At 48.5% G+C, this 16,299-nt stretch carries 15 protein-coding genes; 8 read left to right on the top strand and 7 right to left on the bottom strand.

Annotated features, from left to right (window positions below):
* Positions 1-11: 11 nt before the first annotated feature.
* From PIL01S_RS17165 to PIL01S_RS17150, 4 genes are all read left to right on the top strand, one after another.
* Positions 12-1,745 carry a helix-turn-helix domain-containing protein gene (locus tag PIL01S_RS17165; RefSeq protein ID WP_127538551.1) on the top strand — a complete coding sequence of 578 codons (1,734 nt, stop codon included), beginning with the start codon at positions 12-14 and terminating at the stop codon, positions 1,743-1,745.
* A 153-nt stretch (positions 1,746-1,898) separates the two neighbouring features.
* Positions 1,899-2,921 carry a FecCD family ABC transporter permease gene (locus tag PIL01S_RS17160; protein ID WP_371859971.1) on the top strand — a complete coding sequence of 341 codons (1,023 nt, stop codon included), beginning with the start codon at positions 1,899-1,901 and terminating at the stop codon, positions 2,919-2,921.
* Between the two features lies 1 nt (position 2,922).
* Complete coding sequence (locus tag PIL01S_RS17155) at positions 2,923-3,939, top strand: FecCD family ABC transporter permease (RefSeq protein WP_127538550.1); 1,017 nt, start codon at positions 2,923-2,925, stop codon at positions 3,937-3,939.
* 73 nt (positions 3,940-4,012) lie between these two features.
* On the top strand, positions 4,013-4,966 hold the full coding sequence (locus PIL01S_RS17150) for an iron-hydroxamate ABC transporter substrate-binding protein (RefSeq protein ID WP_127538549.1): 954 nt from the start codon (positions 4,013-4,015) through the stop codon (positions 4,964-4,966).
* A 139-nt stretch (positions 4,967-5,105) separates the two neighbouring features.
* Here PIL01S_RS17150 and PIL01S_RS17145 read toward each other — a convergent pair whose 3' ends face one another.
* Genes PIL01S_RS17145 through PIL01S_RS17130 form a run of 4 tightly spaced genes read right to left on the bottom strand, consistent with a single transcriptional unit; the run spans position 5,106 to position 7,907 of the window.
* Complete coding sequence (locus tag PIL01S_RS17145) at positions 5,106-5,528, bottom strand: macro domain-containing protein (protein WP_127538548.1); 423 nt, start codon at positions 5,526-5,528, stop codon at positions 5,106-5,108.
* 43 nt (positions 5,529-5,571) lie between these two features.
* Positions 5,572-6,465 carry a TIGR02452 family protein gene (locus PIL01S_RS17140; RefSeq protein ID WP_127538547.1) on the bottom strand — a complete coding sequence of 298 codons (894 nt, stop codon included), beginning with the start codon at positions 6,463-6,465 and terminating at the stop codon, positions 5,572-5,574.
* 1 nt (position 6,466) lies between these two features.
* Entirely contained in the window at positions 6,467-6,943 is a 477-nt protein-coding gene (locus PIL01S_RS17135; RefSeq protein ID WP_127538546.1) for an NADAR family protein, read from the bottom strand.
* Between the two features lie 34 nt (positions 6,944-6,977).
* Positions 6,978-7,907 carry an NUDIX hydrolase gene (locus PIL01S_RS17130; RefSeq protein WP_127538545.1) on the bottom strand — a complete coding sequence of 310 codons (930 nt, stop codon included), beginning with the start codon at positions 7,905-7,907 and terminating at the stop codon, positions 6,978-6,980.
* Between the two features lie 193 nt (positions 7,908-8,100).
* Between PIL01S_RS17130 and PIL01S_RS17125 the strand changes: the two genes are divergently transcribed.
* The 4 genes from PIL01S_RS17125 (at position 8,101) to PIL01S_RS17110 (ending at position 13,566) form a co-directional block, all read left to right on the top strand.
* Positions 8,101-9,252: a DUF418 domain-containing protein gene (locus tag PIL01S_RS17125; RefSeq protein WP_127538544.1), complete on the top strand. Its 1,152-nt coding sequence runs from the start codon at positions 8,101-8,103 to the stop codon at positions 9,250-9,252.
* A 224-nt stretch (positions 9,253-9,476) separates the two neighbouring features.
* On the top strand, positions 9,477-9,911 hold the full coding sequence (locus PIL01S_RS17120; protein ID WP_127538543.1) for a MarR family winged helix-turn-helix transcriptional regulator: 435 nt from the start codon (positions 9,477-9,479) through the stop codon (positions 9,909-9,911).
* Positions 9,912-9,971: 60 nt separating this feature from the next.
* The gene (locus PIL01S_RS17115) at positions 9,972-11,753 is read left to right on the top strand and encodes an ABC transporter ATP-binding protein (protein ID WP_127538542.1); all 1,782 of its coding nucleotides are present in this window, start codon (positions 9,972-9,974) and stop codon (positions 11,751-11,753) included.
* Entirely contained in the window at positions 11,737-13,566 is a 1,830-nt protein-coding gene (locus PIL01S_RS17110; RefSeq protein ID WP_371859970.1) for an ABC transporter ATP-binding protein, read from the top strand. The genes PIL01S_RS17115 and PIL01S_RS17110 overlap by 17 nt, the downstream gene beginning before the upstream one ends.
* A 73-nt stretch (positions 13,567-13,639) precedes the next feature.
* On the opposite strand, the gene lpxA is transcribed toward PIL01S_RS17110, so the two are convergent.
* Genes lpxA through lpxC form a run of 3 tightly spaced genes read right to left on the bottom strand, consistent with a single transcriptional unit; the run spans position 13,640 to position 16,289 of the window.
* A complete protein-coding gene (lpxA, locus tag PIL01S_RS17105) occupies positions 13,640-14,416 on the bottom strand; it encodes an acyl-ACP--UDP-N-acetylglucosamine O-acyltransferase (RefSeq protein WP_127538540.1) in 777 nt (258 codons plus the stop codon).
* Complete coding sequence (gene lpxD, locus PIL01S_RS17100; RefSeq protein ID WP_127538539.1) at positions 14,413-15,438, bottom strand: UDP-3-O-(3-hydroxymyristoyl)glucosamine N-acyltransferase; 1,026 nt, start codon at positions 15,436-15,438, stop codon at positions 14,413-14,415. Before lpxD ends, lpxA begins: the two co-directional genes overlap by 4 nt.
* 20 nt (positions 15,439-15,458) lie before the next feature.
* A complete protein-coding gene (lpxC, locus tag PIL01S_RS17095; RefSeq protein ID WP_127538538.1) occupies positions 15,459-16,289 on the bottom strand; it encodes a UDP-3-O-acyl-N-acetylglucosamine deacetylase in 831 nt (276 codons plus the stop codon).
* Positions 16,290-16,299: the final 10 nt, after the last annotated feature.

The raw sequence follows: 16,299 nt of genomic DNA, 5'->3' as shown, positions 1-16,299 counted from the left end.
GAGGCCCCTCCATGATAAGCAAATCAGATATGGTTCATCATCCGAACGCCCATCCCTCTGCGTCCGACAACATGAACCGTACCATTACGGCCACGGGCAAGGAAGCTGGATCACCGAGTGATCTGGGGCTGTTCCTAGAAGATACCCTGCTCGAACTTCACCAAACAGACCTGATCAGGTTCACGAGCAAGGAATGGACTTGGAGTAAACCCGATATTGACCACCATACCTTTATATACATGCATAAATTTACGGGTAAACTGATAGTGAATGGTACCGAGCACCTTGTTAGCCGCAAATCAGCCTTCCTCTGCAATCCAGGCACTGCCTTGGAATTATTCACTGACGCAGGCCATGAGACCGAGCTGTATATCATCAATTATGATCTGTTCCGGGCAGCGGTGAAAAGCAAAACACGAATGATTTATGAGCGTGAATCAAGCTTCCCGGTACAGGGCTGGATTCAGGGCCCTTATTACGGCATACAGCGCATTGCAGCACAGCTGACTTTGGATGACGGACCAACCTCTCATAAAAAGAAAATGCTCATGACCGAGCTGCTGCACATGCTCTGGCCTCAGGAAGAGCAGATAAATAACGATAGCTCAGAGGAAGACCCGAACCAGTGGCTCCAGGTAACGACGCAATATATGCGCGACAACTATATGCATGAGATCAAACTGGAGAAACTGGCCGAACTGGCAGGCATGCATCCATCGTATTATTCGCAGCTTTTCAAGAGCCGGATGTACAAAAATCCAATTGAATACGTAACCCATCTGCGCATGAACCGTGCCAAGGAACTGCTGATGACCTCGGACATGCGCATTCGCGATGTGGCTCGAAGTGTAGGTTACCGGGACGAATTTTATTTCAGCCGGCGTTTTCGAAACCATGCCGGCTACGCGCCAACGTCCTATGCGAAGCAGGTGCACCGCAATATTGTTTCGCTTTCATACCCCTACACCGATCATCTGATGACGCTCGGCATAACGCCTTGTGCGGCTCAGATCCAGGGACATCTACCCCATATCCCGAAATCACTCCGTCTGCCCTTTCATGCCTATGAGCCCTGGGAGCAAGGACGTCAGGCATTCCTGGATGTGAACCCCGACCTGATTCTGACCAAGGACAATGCAGCCGCAAAAGCGATGGAACATATCGGGGATATCGCTCCGATCATCACCATCCCCTGGAATCAGACCGACATGTTCTGTCATCTTCATACGATTGCATCCATTGTGGATCGCACCCAGGCAGCGAATGACTGGCTGGAACGGCACGAACGCAAGGTTGAGCGTGCACGCAAAAAGATCAGGGATTCGATTGGACAGGTAACGGTTGCGGTATGCACATTAACTGCGAAGGGGCCGCGTATGTACAGCACCCGTAACTTCGGTCATGTGTTCTACCGCAGCCTGCAGCTGACTCCACCTGCACGCATTCAATCCGAGCTCGCTGGCAAACCTCCAGGTGTAGGTTTCAACTGGATGTCCATCACTCCAGGAGAATGGGATGGACTGGAGGCTGATGTTCTGCTGCTGGCTGTAACCTCGGTGAAAGAACGCGCCTCCCTGCTGCATCAAATCCATGCTGATCCGCGTTGGAATCAGTATCCGGCCGTCCGGAACGGGCATGTTCATGTCATTGATTGGAATTCGTGGGTTGTATACGCACCCTATTCCATCAACATCCAGCTGGATGAGGCCGTTATGTTATTGACGAACAAATGTTCCTTTTTGTAATCTAAAAAATGTCCATCACCCGAATCTTAATTTATGCCATGTACGGGCCTGAATTAAGATTTTATAATGAACTCTAATTGATAATGATAATCAATAACAGCAGAGCTGATCTTGCTGGCAACAAAAGGAGTGACCCCCATTCAACATCCGGGACTGCCACATCGTCCGTCCAATTCAAGAAAATCCCCGGTGACAATTAGTCTAATGTTTTTGTCAGCCATCGCCATTCTGCTGATTAGTCTGTTTGTCGCCATATCGCTTGGTGCCAAATCGTTAACACTCGAAACGGTGTGGGCTGCCATATTTCAGTACAATCCGGCTCTGACACCGCATCAGATCATCCATGAGCTCCGTCTCCCCCGCGTAGTTGCTGCCGCTGTCGTAGGCGCAGCCTTTGCAGTTGCAGGAGCGCTGATGCAAGGAATTACGCGCAATCCGCTGGCGGATACGGGAGTGCTGGGCATCAACGCAGGCGCCACCTTCATGGTGGCGTTGAGCTTTGCCATCTGGCCGGGACTGCCTTATGCCTGGCTCATGAGCCTTTCTTTCGTTGGTGCCGTACTGAGCACCCTATTTATTTTCCTGCTGGGGTCGGCTGCGCCGGGGGGACTGACATCCATGCGGCTGACGGTTGCAGGTGCTGTCGTTGCAGCCATGCTTAGCTCGCTAAGTACAGGTGTCGCGATTTATTTTGACCTGAGTCAGGATCTCGCCTTTTGGTATGCCGGTGGCTTTGGCGGTATTGAATGGCGGCATCTGAGACTCATTGTTCCTGTGCTTCTGATCACGTTGCTGCTGACCATGCCTCTTGCCCGGAGAGTATCCCTCATGTCGCTTGGAGAGGAAGTTGCCCTGGGCCTGGGGATTCATATTCGCATGACCCGATTCCTTGCCCTCACGGCTGTGGTCATACTGGCAGGCGTGTCCGTATCCGCCGTTGGCTCGATCGGATTCGTCGGGTTAGTCATTCCGCATATTTCCCGTAAACTCGTCGGTGTCAATTATCGTCTGATCATTCCCATGTCCTCCCTGCTCGGAGCCATCCTTCTGGTATTGGCCGATCTGGGATCACGCATCGTAAATCCACCGGAGGAGCTGGCGGTAGGCATCATGGTTGCTTTTGTCGGTGTACCGTTCTTCCTCTATCTGGCCCGCAAGGAAAGGAGGGCATTGTAACATGAGATCCATGATGCCTTCACGGGGAAAACGATCCATCGCAGTCAGCGTTACGCTGATCTGTATTGCATGCACGGTTATCGTGATTAGCCTGAATACGGGTACGATTCGTCTCTCTCCGCTCGCTGTACTGCAAACCCTGCTTGGTAATGGTACTGCGGACGATCAGATTGTGTTGTTCGATTACCGTTTGCCTCGCATTCTCATTACAGTCCTGGCTGGAGCAGGTCTTGGCATCTCGGGAGCGGCCCTTCAAGGCATTACGCGCAACCCGCTTGCCGATCCCGGCATTCTTGGCCTTCATGCAGGAGCCGCATTGGGGCTGATGGTTTTCGTAAGTCTGTCCTATTCCATGGATGGCTCGATTGCCCTGCTGATCCCCTTGTTTACTTTTGCAGGCGGAGTCATCTCAGCACTGATCATTATGCTGCTCGCCTATGATCGGCATAACGGGGTATCTCCCATCAAGCTGATCCTGGTCGGTATCGCTGTCGCCGCAGGGTTTCATGCGCTAACGTTATATCTGTCTCTTCGGCTGGATGAAGATACGTATTCCTTCGCTGCCCGCTGGCTCGCCGGCAGTGTGTGGGGTCGGGACTGGATTCACGTGCAGGCTCTGCTTCCATGGATTGCAGTCTGTGTTCCCTACATCTGGAGCCGTTCCAAAACGCTGGACGCTTTCGGTCTTGGAGATGCAGCCGCCACGGGGATTGGTACACCCGTCCGATCCCAGCGCATATGGCTTCTCTTATGTACTGTGGCGCTGTCAGCCATAAGTGTATCCATGGCCGGAGGGATCGGATTCATCGGACTGGCCGCGCCGCACCTCGCCCGCATACTTGTCGGTCCGATGCATCGCCACCTGATTCCGGCGGCGGGTCTCATTGGCATGGTCATCCTGGTTACTGCCGATACGATGGGACGAACGATTTTCCAACCGAATGCCATCCCCGCAGGCATTGTGGTGGCTGCCATTGGTGCACCTTACTTTTTATATCTACTGGTGCGAACCAAATGATCGAAGCCGGTGATCTACTTTATTCATCTAATTATTAACATCCAAGTGATGTTCAAGGAGAATGTGAATATTCATGTTAAAGAAAAATGTATTGCTCGCCCTGAGCATTTGCCTGATATTTGTGCTTGCCGCTTGCGGAACTGCCAGCAATTCTGGCTCTTCATCCGCTGCTGGCAGCACTTCCACGGACAGCACTTCCGAGCAGCAGGATAGCAGTCCGGCTTCCGGAGAACAACGCATCGCGTCAATGTCCATCCACCTGACGAATGACTTGCTGGCGCTTGGCATCACACCCGTTGGTTCCGTTATTGGCGGCGAGGCCAAAGCATTCCTGTCCCATGTTGCAGATCGCCTGCAAAACACGACACCGCTTGGTCCGGTGAAAGATCCCGACATGGAAACCCTGCTTGCCCTGAAGCCTGATGTGATCTATCTCGATGAAGAATATTCCGGTGAGGACATTGCCAAGTTTGAGAAAATCGCTCCTGTGCATGTATTTAATCTGGATGACGGTACATGGCGTGATCACCTCAAGGACATTGGCAAGCTGGTCCATCGCGAGAAGGAAGCAGAGCAATATATTCAGGATTATGCAGCAGAGACCGAAGAGGTAAAATCATTAATCCACGACGAGATCGGTGATGGTAGCGTGATGGCCATCCGTGTAACTGCCAAAGAATTGCGTGTATTCAGCACACGCCGCCCTATGGGGCCGATCTTGTATGATGATCTTGGACTGACCCCGGCCAAAGACATAACGGATATTGATTCCACCAAGCCTTACCAGGTGATCTCTCGTGAAGTACTGCCTGATTTCGATGCAGATGCCATCTTCGTAGTGGTGAACTCGGATGAGGAAGCGGAGAACATGTTCAAAGAACTGCAAAACAACCCGATCTGGCAAGGGCTAAAAGCCGTTAAAGCCGGTCACGTGTACACCATCGGCGCGCAGCCTTGGCTGGACTATTCCGCAATCGGCAATAAAATGGCACTGGATGAGGCCAAAGAGATGTTTACCCAAAAATAAACCAGTAGCACACTGGAGAAATCACCAAAAAACCTCGCTTACGAACTGGAGAGGGAACGGCAGACTTGCTGTCCTGTTCTCCTCCGTCCGAAGCAGAGGTTTTTTCTATATTTCAATAAAAGCCTGTCATTCCTCATCCTCATAAGGTACAAACGACAATCTCAACATCCGTGTCAGCAAACGTATCCTGAATAATACCGCTTACTTTGTCCCACTTCAGTCTGTCGAGCCCGCAACCAATCTGCGGCATGGCCAGCTTACTGATTTCTTGTTCTACACAGACGTCTCGCATCGATTGCACCGCGCGGGTAAACGATGAATAGGTTGGTTTATTCGAAAACTTCGCCTTGGTTACGAGATTCAACGTACGCCCTACCGGGTAACACCGTCCAATCTCAAGCGCTTCCTGCTTCGCCTGCTCTTGTAAAACCTGAAGCCCGAATCTTTCCCGAAACTGTACTGCAATTCCCGCCCCCATGCGGGCATCAGCGGAAATACAATGAGCGAGCGTATAAGCTTCATCCATTGCAAACAAATCCTGTTGGATCTCACGAAATTGCATCTTAATCCTCCTTCTTCACATATTAAAATGACTTACTTGCTGTTCAAAGCAATTGTTCTTGAAACGCCTTGATTATTCTCTGTCCAGCTGATCTATCCAACACAGCAAATACAATCCGCTCAAAGGACTGCCTGAAATTCTCCTGTACCAGGACATCATGGAAATACCTCGCCACATCCACCGGGTCATTCCGGAACACCCCGCAACCATAAGCACCCAGAACAAGGGTACGATGACCATTCATCGCCGCCACGTCCAAAATATACCGAATCCGCTCCTTCATGACCGATTCGATCTGCTGGTCATCTGCCTGCTCCCGTTCCTTCACAACGCCAGCATTGACGGCAGGAGCCGAAATAAAGGCGGTCGTGTAATATTGGGCTAGCAGCCGGTCCTCATCATCACGTATGACCGGTACATCCGGTGAATAGATCATATAGTCTGAATACAGACAGGTGCGCAGCTTACGATTATGATCATACATTTCATTCATTTGAGAAATACAAGGATATAACCCGGAAGCCCGGGCGAGACTCTCTTCCTGTGCCTGACTTCCACCCAGGAAACCTCCACCCGGATTTTTCGCTGAGGCAAAGTTCAGGCAAACGACATCCGTTCTCCCCTCATCTACCACAAGACGTGAAGCTGCGGCAAGCGTCGTCTCACCGGTGACTTCAATCTTGGCAGCTGCAGACTTAGGCGTTGGCTGTAATTGGCGCACCTGCTCCCGAAGTGCCGGAAGCTCATCCGGACGGTATAAAACGGAACCCTGAATCGCTCGTTTCAAATCTTCATCAATCGATACCCTGCGGTCATATCCGTTGATGTACTGCCCCTCTTCCAGGATGGCCAGTGTTTCCTGGGCAATTCGAGCACGGCCCGAGCGCTGATTCGTGCTTTTTAGCTGGTTATTTTTCTTATGCTGGTTAGCATTCATTCTAATCACTTCCTATCTCATCTCTTAGCCGGGTCAGAATCTCACCGAGCCAGTTGGTTCCTCGCCATGTTCTGCGATGGCGGATACGTGGATCTTCCTCTGCCAGCCCAACGCCCCAGATCCGGTCATCCGGGCTTGCTTCCACAAGGGTCGTGCCACGGGTGTCGAGCAATGCGGCAAGCAGGTCTTCATTTTGCATGAATTTGGCCTGGTTACCTTCATAAACAATGCGTTTGCAGCTCGCTTCCCATATCGTCTGGTCGAATCCGGTTACCTGTCTGCCCAGCTTCTTTTGCACTGAAGCTGAGGTTGCCTTCAAAATCTTGTCCGCCATGGCCTGATCGCCAAACAGCAGTGCTTTTTGATGCATCATGTATTGTTCGGCACTCGTATAACCGATTCCGTTCACCGTAAAATCTGCCGGATGCCACTGGGAAAAGGGTGATGCGGTACGCCAAAAGAAAGTAAACTTCTCCATAATTCCAGATGCCCTCCTTTCAATACAAAAAAAATTATGTCGTCATACGCTCCGGGTTCAGTCTGTATAGACGAGAAGGACGATGTCCTGCATTGCCCGTAAACTCTCCGGTTTCGATCACCCAATCCGCGATTTTGCGCCGGAAGGCTGCAGCCAGCAGCTTTTTGCCACCAATAATCTCATAGACCTTCTGCAGGGCAGTCAGCGTAAATGTCTCCGGCATCAGATTAAAAGCAATATCCGTATATTCCACTTTGGATCGTAATCGTTCCAGCGCATAATACATAATCTTGGCATGGTCAAACGCTATGCCCTTCACTTCCAAGATGGTCATACTGCTGCTTCGAACGCTGCCTTCCACAGCTTCCTTCACCTCAATGACAGCCGATAGCTCCTCTGTTCCGTTCGACAACGTCAGCTGCACCCTTCGTTCCGTCGTACGACCTCGTTCATGAATATGACGTTTCTCCTCAAGGAGCCGCTGTTCTACCCTGAACCAGTCTGCATCACTCGCATCATCGCCTGCTTCCAGCTCAAGCTCGCTGCTATCAACGAGCGCCATGTACGAGCAGCTGATCACCCTTGTACGAGGATCACGGTGCACATCGCCCCACGTGTACAACTGCTCCAGATAGATATCATCCAGCCCGGTCTCTGTAACCAGCTCGCGGCGTGCTGCATCCTCCAGGGATTCCTGCATGGACACGAATCCACCCGGTAATGCCCACTTGCCCATATAGGGATGACCACCGCGGCGAATCATCAGCAGCTGCAGTGCCGGCTCAGCAAGTTTGCGATAATTGGACTGAGCCTCGCTCCTTATCGTGAAGACAAGCATATCTACCGTCACTGAAGGACGCTCATAATCGCCTGCATTATATGTCTCCAGAAACTGCTGCTCGCTAATATCTCCATGATTCAGATGGTCCAATGGTCGCCCCTCCGAATAACCTTCATTTGTCATAATTAAAACCCCGTTCTGTTATTAACATAATGTTATTAACAATTAGATAATAAGAAGTTAACACATCTGTTATCCTTCGTCAATATTTCCCATATCTAAAAAAATAAGAACTGCGTTTGCTGTTTATTTTAATACAATTGTGTTATATTGATTTTAATTCACTCGTATTATTAAAGGAGGATGTATCGCTGGAATGAAAAGGATCGTATTATTGGATGTTCTTAGAGGATTTGCGATTATCGGTACACTGGGGACGAATATTTGGCTTTTTGCTTATCTGGGCGATCTGAACAAAATGTTTGGAGATCCGCATCAGCCCTGGTGGTCCTCAGGTGATCGTGCAGTGCAAACACTGATGCTTATGCTGGTTAATGGAAAATTCCTCGGACTGCTTACTCTTCTCTTCGGGGCAGGCATGGAATTAAAGCGGCAAAAAGCACTTCGTGAAGGATATGTCTGGCCAGGGGTTTACATATGGACATGTGTGCTGCTGCTCATTGATGGATTGCTGCACTACACGTTGGTCATGGAATACGATGTTCTGATGAGTTATGCGATTACAGGCGTCATCGTGTCCTTCATCATTAACCGTTCCCGCCGCTTTATCCTGATTGTGATGGGGCTCATGGGCGGTATACACCTCATCGGAGTGGGCGGAATTACCGCACTCCTGGCCCTTTCAGAGAGTGGTTCCACCTTCAATGGCATGGACACGATTACCAAGCTATACGCCTCGGGAACATGGTGGGAGCAGGTTCTATTCCGGCTGGACAACTTTGCTTTCTTTCGAACAGAGTCCATCGTTATCATTCCGCTGAATATATTTCTGTTCCTGCTGGGTTCCATGCTCATGCGTGCAAACCTATTCTCAGACGAGGCATCCGGGCGTCTTAGACGCCGCAAATGGATGAATTTCGGGCTTGCCGCTGGCATTCCTCTGAATCTGCTCCTGCTGGTGCCGGGAGGCAGCATGGACTTATTTGTTCGGTACATCAGTGCACCGATCCTTACGCTCGGCTATCTTGGGCTGATCGCTTACATGCTGGAAAGGAATAGGTTCGCCGGTCTCTTCAGGCGGTTCGGAGAGATTGGCAAGATGGCACTAAGCTCTTACATTATGCAAAACATCCTGGCTTCCGCCATCTTTTATGGATGGGGTCTGGGACTCGGTGGTTCTCCGTCCTCACTTGTGATCCTGTTACTGTGGGCCGGCATCTGTATTGTAATGATGTTATTCTCCCATGCATGGCTGCTCAAATTTAAATCGGGACCGGTCGAATGGTTATGGCGCAAGCTCTCCATCTCTCCTGCAGTCAAGTCACAGTCACGGGCTGAACCGATGTAATATGAAATAGGGTTACCTGTAAGAGCACCACAGTATTTCTCCCTCTTCAGTTGGAGCTGCGGATCCGTTCCGGAGCTCTTTTTCTTATGTTGCAAAACCTGTATCGCTCCGCGCTGGGGATACGTTGCCCTCGCATTTTTAAATTCCACCTTACAAATGCCTTGACGGTATGTAAGATCAAACTTATGATTTAGTTAGTCGACTAATTAATAGGAGGATAGCATATGCATTCAGCCCGCAACGAACGGCTGCTCGGACAATTATCCGAACTTGTGAAGCTGCATCGCTATAAAGTTCATGAGAAGCTGGTTAACCACCCCGAGCTGTACCCCGGACAACCTCCACTGCTGTTCCAGCTTGACCGTGAAGATGGTCAGACCCAGAAAAGTCTGGCCGAGAAGCTTCGCCGTGCTCCTGCAACCGTTACAGTCATGCTGAAACGCATGGAAACATCGGGATATGTAAGGCGTGAAGCCGATCCGAATGACCAGCGCAGTCTGCGTGTCTATCTGACCGACCAGGGCCGCAGCGCGCTCAAGGATTTGAGTGAGGTATTTCAGGAACTGGAGCTCCAGGCTCAGGAAGGATTTACGCCAGAAGAAACGCAACTCATGTCAGCGCTTGCACAGCGCATGATTCACAACCTTCGTGAATCCTGAATGACGCATGGAATTTTAGCAGCATGATTTTAGACTTCATTGAATGAGGTGATTTCCCAATTGTGGACGTTAAAACGATTTTTGACGCCTTATAAGTCAGCCGCCATACTCGCTCCACTCCTTATGGTGCTGGAGGTAGCCATGGACCTGCTTCAGCCGAAGCTGATGTCCAGCATCGTGGATGATGGCGTGCTTGCCGGTGACCTGCCCCATATTGTACACACAGGGCTGTTCATGCTTTTGTTTGCCCTCATTGGCTGGGTTGGCGGAGCAGGCTGTACACTCTTTTCCAGCAAAGCGTCTGTTGGATATGGTACGGATCTGCGCCAGGAGCTGTTCGACCATATTCAAACCTTTTCCTTCCGTAATTTGGACACATTCCAGGAAGGATCGCTCATCACGCGTCTAACGAGCGATATTACGCAGATGCAGACCTTTGTACAGATGCTTCTGCGAATGTTCATCCGGTCGCCGATGTTGATCATCGGCAGTATTATTATGGCATTTACGATCAGTATCAAGCTGGCGCTGATCCTCATGATGACCGTACCTGTTCTCTTTGTCATTCTGTACATTCTCATATCCGCTTCCTACCCGCTGTTTGCCAGCGTGCAGAACAAGCTGGATCAAGTCAACGCCGTTCTGCAGGAAAATCTCGCTGGGATTCGTGTCGTCAAGGCTTTTGCACGTGCAGGCACGGAGAAAAAGCGTTTCAATCAATCCAATGAGGATTATACGGGAACAGCGGTGAAAGCCTGGCGCATTGTTACGCTGAATGCACCTGTACTCAGCCTGATGCTGAATGCGACAATCGTAGCCGTATTATGGTTTGGCGGGTTTCAGGTTGTAGGAGGCGATATTGCAGCCGGGGATCTGATTGCTTTTATCAACTATGTAACGGTGGTGCTCTCCTCCCTCACCTCCATCGGCATGATGATGATGAGTTACTCCCGGGCCAAGGTGTCGGCTGCCCGGATCAACGAGGTTCTACATACAGAGCCGGACATTCAGTCAGGCCATGAAGCCCAGAGAGAGAATGCATTGCCGAATCAGGCCACTCAGGTTGGCTCCAATCCGGCATCCAGGGCTGATCGCCGACCAGGTGAGGTGGAATTCCGGGACGTTTCGTTCCGTTATGACGGCGAAAATGCCCTCACGGGAGTTAATCTTACTGCGCGAGCAGGGGAAAAAGTGGCTTTACTCGGTTCCACCGGTTCAGGCAAGACATCACTCGTGCAGCTGATCCCCCGCCTATATGATGCCTCACTCGGTGAAGTACTTGTTGGCGGCGTTAATGTACGGAACTGGGATCTTCAGCTGCTTCGCAGCAGAGTGTCCATTGTATTGCAGGAATCCATTCTGTTCAGCGGCAGCATTCGGGATAATATCGGCTTCGGCAGACCGGATGCCACGGATGCCGAGATCCGTGCAGCGGCACGGGCAGCGGCAGCGGATGAATTTATCATGAAGCTGAAAGATGGTTACGACACGGAGCTTGGACAGCGGGGAGTCAATCTCTCCGGCGGGCAGAAACAGCGTATTTCCATTGCGCGTGCCCTGCTCATGCGGCCGGATGTTCTTATTTTGGATGACAGTACGAGTGCAGTCGATCTGCAGACCGAAGCAAGCATTCAGAGAGCACTGCATTCCCTGATGAAAGACAGCACAACCTTTTTGATAGCACAGCGCATATCTTCGGTGAAGGATGCAGACTGCATTTACGTGCTGGATGAGGGGAAAATCGTGGCAAGTGGTACTCATGACGAACTCATGGCCAATTCCACACACTATCAAGCCATTTATGATTCCCAACAACGGAAGGAGGATGTTCAATTTGGCTAAACCTGCATCTTCCTCCACGCAGCCACCTGTCGTTCCTCCCATCGGAAGACCTGGACCGGGCCGGGGACCTGTTCCGAAAGTAAGAGCCAAAAATGCCAAGCACGCCATCCTGCGAGTATGGTCCTACATGGGACGCCATCGCAAAGGGGTTATCATGGCTCTGGTCCTTACCGCTCTGGGAACACTGCTTAATCTGGCGGGACCCTACCTTCTGGGCCGTGCCGTCAATGAGCATATTGTTCCGAAAGTGACAGACGGCCTTTTGAAGGACTGTCTCCTGTTACTGACGGTTTATGTCCTGAGTTCACTCATGATGTGGGGACAGTCTTATGTCATGATCGGCGTATCCCAATTGACGGTGAAGGATCTGCGTCAGGCTTTGTTCTCCAGGCTGCAGCAGCTGCCCATCAGCTTTTTTGACAAAAATCAAAGCGGAGACCTGATGAGCCGGGCTACCAATGATATCGATAACGTGTCCACTACCCTGAATCAGAGTGTGACTCAGCTGATGTCCAGTGCGATCCTTCTTGTTGGTTCGCTGTCGATCATGATTGCTCTGGATATCCGACTGACGCTTCTCAGTCTGGTGACCGTGCCGTTAATCACCATTGCGACCAAGCTGATCGCTTCCAGAACACGCAAACATTTTTCTGCCCAGCAGAAGCTGCTCGGTGAGCTGAATGGTTATGCGCAGGAAACAATCGCCGGACAAAAGGTGGTTGCCGCCTATAATCGTCAAGAGCAGGCGCACCAGCATTTTGAGAACCTGAATGAAAAGCTGCGTACAGCAAGTACGCAGGCTCAAACCGTATCCGGGCTGGTTGGACCTACGATGAACGTCATGAACAACATTGGATTTGCCATTCTCGCAGCAGTAGGTGGATGGATGGCTTACCACGATTTAACGTCCATCGGACTGATTGTAAGCTTTCTCGCCTATTCCCGGCAGATTGAGCGGCCTCTTAACGATCTTGCGAACCAGTACAACCTGATTCAGGCAGCCATCGCCGGTGCCGAGCGTGTGTTTCAGATTATGGATACGCCAAGTGAATACGAAGAGAAACAGGAGAAGCAGCTGGATCACATTCAAGGTAAAGTTGTTTTTGAAAATGTATCCTTTGGATACAATTCCGATAGAGAGATTCTGAAAAATGTCAGCTTCACCGCGCAGCCTGGCGAGATGATTGCTCTGGTCGGGCCAACAGGTGCCGGCAAAACAACCATCATTAACCTGCTCCCCCGCTTCTATGAAATTACAGGCGGAAGCATTACCATTGATGGCACGGACATCTCAGAGCTGGAGAAGGATCACCTCCGGCGCGGACTCGGTATTGTGCTTCAGGATGCCTACCTGTTCTCGGGAACCATTCGGGATAATATTGCCTACGGCAAACCAGATGCGACAGATGAACAGATCAGGCAGGCAGCTGAGCTGGCCAATGCCCATTCATTCATTCGCAAGCTGTCCCAAGGTTACGACACCCCCATTATTGCGGGCGGAAGCAATCTGAGCCAAGGACAGCGGCAATTGCTGACGATTGCTCGGGCCATCCTCGCCGATCCGGCCATTCTCATTTTGGATGAGGCAACGAGCAGTATTGATACCCGTACGGAAATGCAGATCCAGGAGGCGATGCGCACGTTGATGAAAGACCGGACCAGCTTCGTCATCGCCCATAGACTAAGCACGATCCGGGAGGCAGATCAGATACTGGTGATCAATTCAGGCCAGATTGCCGAGCGAGGTAACCACGAGGATCTCATGCAGCAAAAAGGGTTTTATTATCTGCTCCATCAAGGTCAGCCAAACTGATCCATCCACTGAGCGAAAACATATAAACGCCGCACGAAGGTTCCGTGTACTGGGACCTGTGCGGCGTTTCATTTTATCGCTTCATTCGTACAATTCCGCGTGTAGATTTATTTAAAAAATTCAATGTGTGTTCCTTAAATTCAGAAGGAGGTAAGTTGTTTATTGCTTCAATAGATTGATCGAGAGTTCGCTTTTGGCGAAATAAAATGGCATTAATCTTTTTTATCGTGCTTATTTCTTCATTTGTAAATCCATTTCTTCTTAGACCAATGATATTAATACCATGTATGTACGAACGTGGACCATCTGCTAAAGAATATGGAACGATATCCTGTGAAACTTTACTTCCTGCCCCAATCATTGCAAATCTTCCGATGTTACATGATTGATGTACACCAGAACCACAACCAAAAGTAATATAGTCTTCAATATTAACATGTCCGCCAATTTGCACATTATTGACGATGACGTTATGATCTCCCATTAATACATCATGTGCGATATGAGCATAATTCATAATAAAGTTGTTACTTCCTATTCTCGTGAAACAATCTCCTTTTGATGTGCCTTTACATAAGGTGACATACTCTCTTACGGTATTATTATCTCCAATAATGAGATATGATTCTTCGCCTTGGTAACTTTTATCTTGTGGATCTGAACCGATAATGGCACCATGTGAAATATAGTTATTCTCTCCCAATATCGTGTTAGACCCTATGATTGCGTGACTTCCAATCCTGCACCCGTTACCTATTTTTGAATTTTCTTCAACGATACTGAAAGGTCCGACTTCGACATTGTCCCCAATTACTGCTGTTGGATGAATAATGGCTGACTGATGTATCATTTAGCACCTTCCTTTGTTCTGGAAAGTTCATCAAGTTTTTCATTAAGTTTTTTTATTGTTTTCGGAAGTCTGGAAAGTGCAGCGGATTCTCGTAATTGTCTCTTATGTGAACGAGCTGTATATCCTGACACCATTGAGTTCTTGGGCATGTTTTTAGTAACCATGGTTTTAGCTAAAACAACACAGTTGTCTCCAATGGTGATATTATTAATTACCGCACTTCCGCCAGCCATGATGACATGGTTACCAATCTTCGATGAGCCCCCAATTGCACTTGTACCTGCAATAATGCAGTGCACACCAATTTGAACATTATGGCCAATTTGAATTAGGTTGTCCATTTTGGTCCCTTTACCTATGGTCGTTGAATCAAGTGTTCCTCGATCAATAGTGGTGTTTGCGCCAATTTCAACATCATCCATAATAATGACATTTCCAATATGGGGGATTTTCACTTGTTTTTGCCCATCCCATTCAAAACCAAACCCGTCAGCACCAATGACTGCGCCTGAGTGAATGATGACATTATCTCCGATGAAAGTATCATGTAACACAGTGACATTAGGGTGTATCAAGCAATTCGTTCCAATGGTCACTTTTTTACCAATAAATGAATGCGCGGAAATGATCGTATGATCGCCAATAGAAACATCTTCTTGGATTACCGCGAAATCGTCGATCTGCACATTGTAGCCTAACGTTACCGAAGGCTCAATTGTTTCTGATGATACTACACCACTACTTCTGGTTTTCTCACTAAACATCTCAATTAAACGAATAAAATTGAGTCTGGGATTTTTCACCTTAATAACAGGTACTTTAAATTTTAATATTGTCGTTTCTGGCACAATGAGCGCCGAAGCATTACATTTATCTAATTTATTTAAATTTTTATCCGTAACAAAAGCAATTTCTCCCTCTTTAGCAGCACTAATTGAACCTACACCTGTTATAACGACATTGCCATTACCTATTAAAATCCCATTTAACTGTTCAGCAATTTCATTTAAATTACATGGCATGGTATCGTCTCCTATTATATTTAGATTAGATTATTTAATAATTCTCGAGCAAAAAGAGTGTTCAAATAGTGAGAGGTTCCCGATCCTATGATGTTTGCATGAAAAGGAGGATTCAAAGCTAAATCACCAATAAGATCCAGCAGTTTGTGACGAGATAATTCATCATGAAAACGCATGTTGGGATAAATCTCCTTATTACCAACAACTATTCCATGCTCTAAAGAAGCTCCTTGAATTAAACCTTTGCTTCTTAAGTACATTATTTCTTCTTCAAAGCAAAATGTCCTAGCTGGCGCAATATCAGTTAAGTAATCGTTTTCTATAAAATTGAAATTGGATATTTGATCCGAGAGGTAGGCAATTTTATGTTCATTTTTAAAACAAACGCAATAGGAAATCATTGAGGAGGGATGAGCTTCGAGAAAAGAAGTACCATGCTCAACTCTAACTTTATGTTGTAAATGAAGGTATGTTTTGGGGACTTCTTGCTGCAGATAACCCACTTCCAAAATCTTCGCTGCAATATAGGAAGAGCTGCCATCAAAAATAGGTAATTCTTCACCATTAACATCAATAATCACGTTATCGATGCCCATCCCGCATACAGCAGACATTGTATGTTCAACCATAGATACAGCGTATCCTTGCTTGTTTTTAAGCTGTGTGCAACGTTCTGTATTGGATACATTACCGATTCTAGCTTCAATAATTTCATATGGATCTAAATCCACTCTTCTAAAAACAATACCTGTGTTTGGTTGTGCAGAATGCAGAGTTATCTCTGACACATTTCCACTATGTATAGCAATGCCGTCTAATGTAAAACTATTACGAATCGTTTTTTGGTACATAGCATCCCCT

Source organism: Paenibacillus illinoisensis NBRC 15959 (assembly GCF_004000925.1).
GTDB classification, from domain to species: Bacteria; Bacillota; Bacilli; order Paenibacillales; family Paenibacillaceae; genus Paenibacillus; species Paenibacillus illinoisensis.
This window is presented reverse-complemented; position numbering and strand designations above follow the sequence as displayed.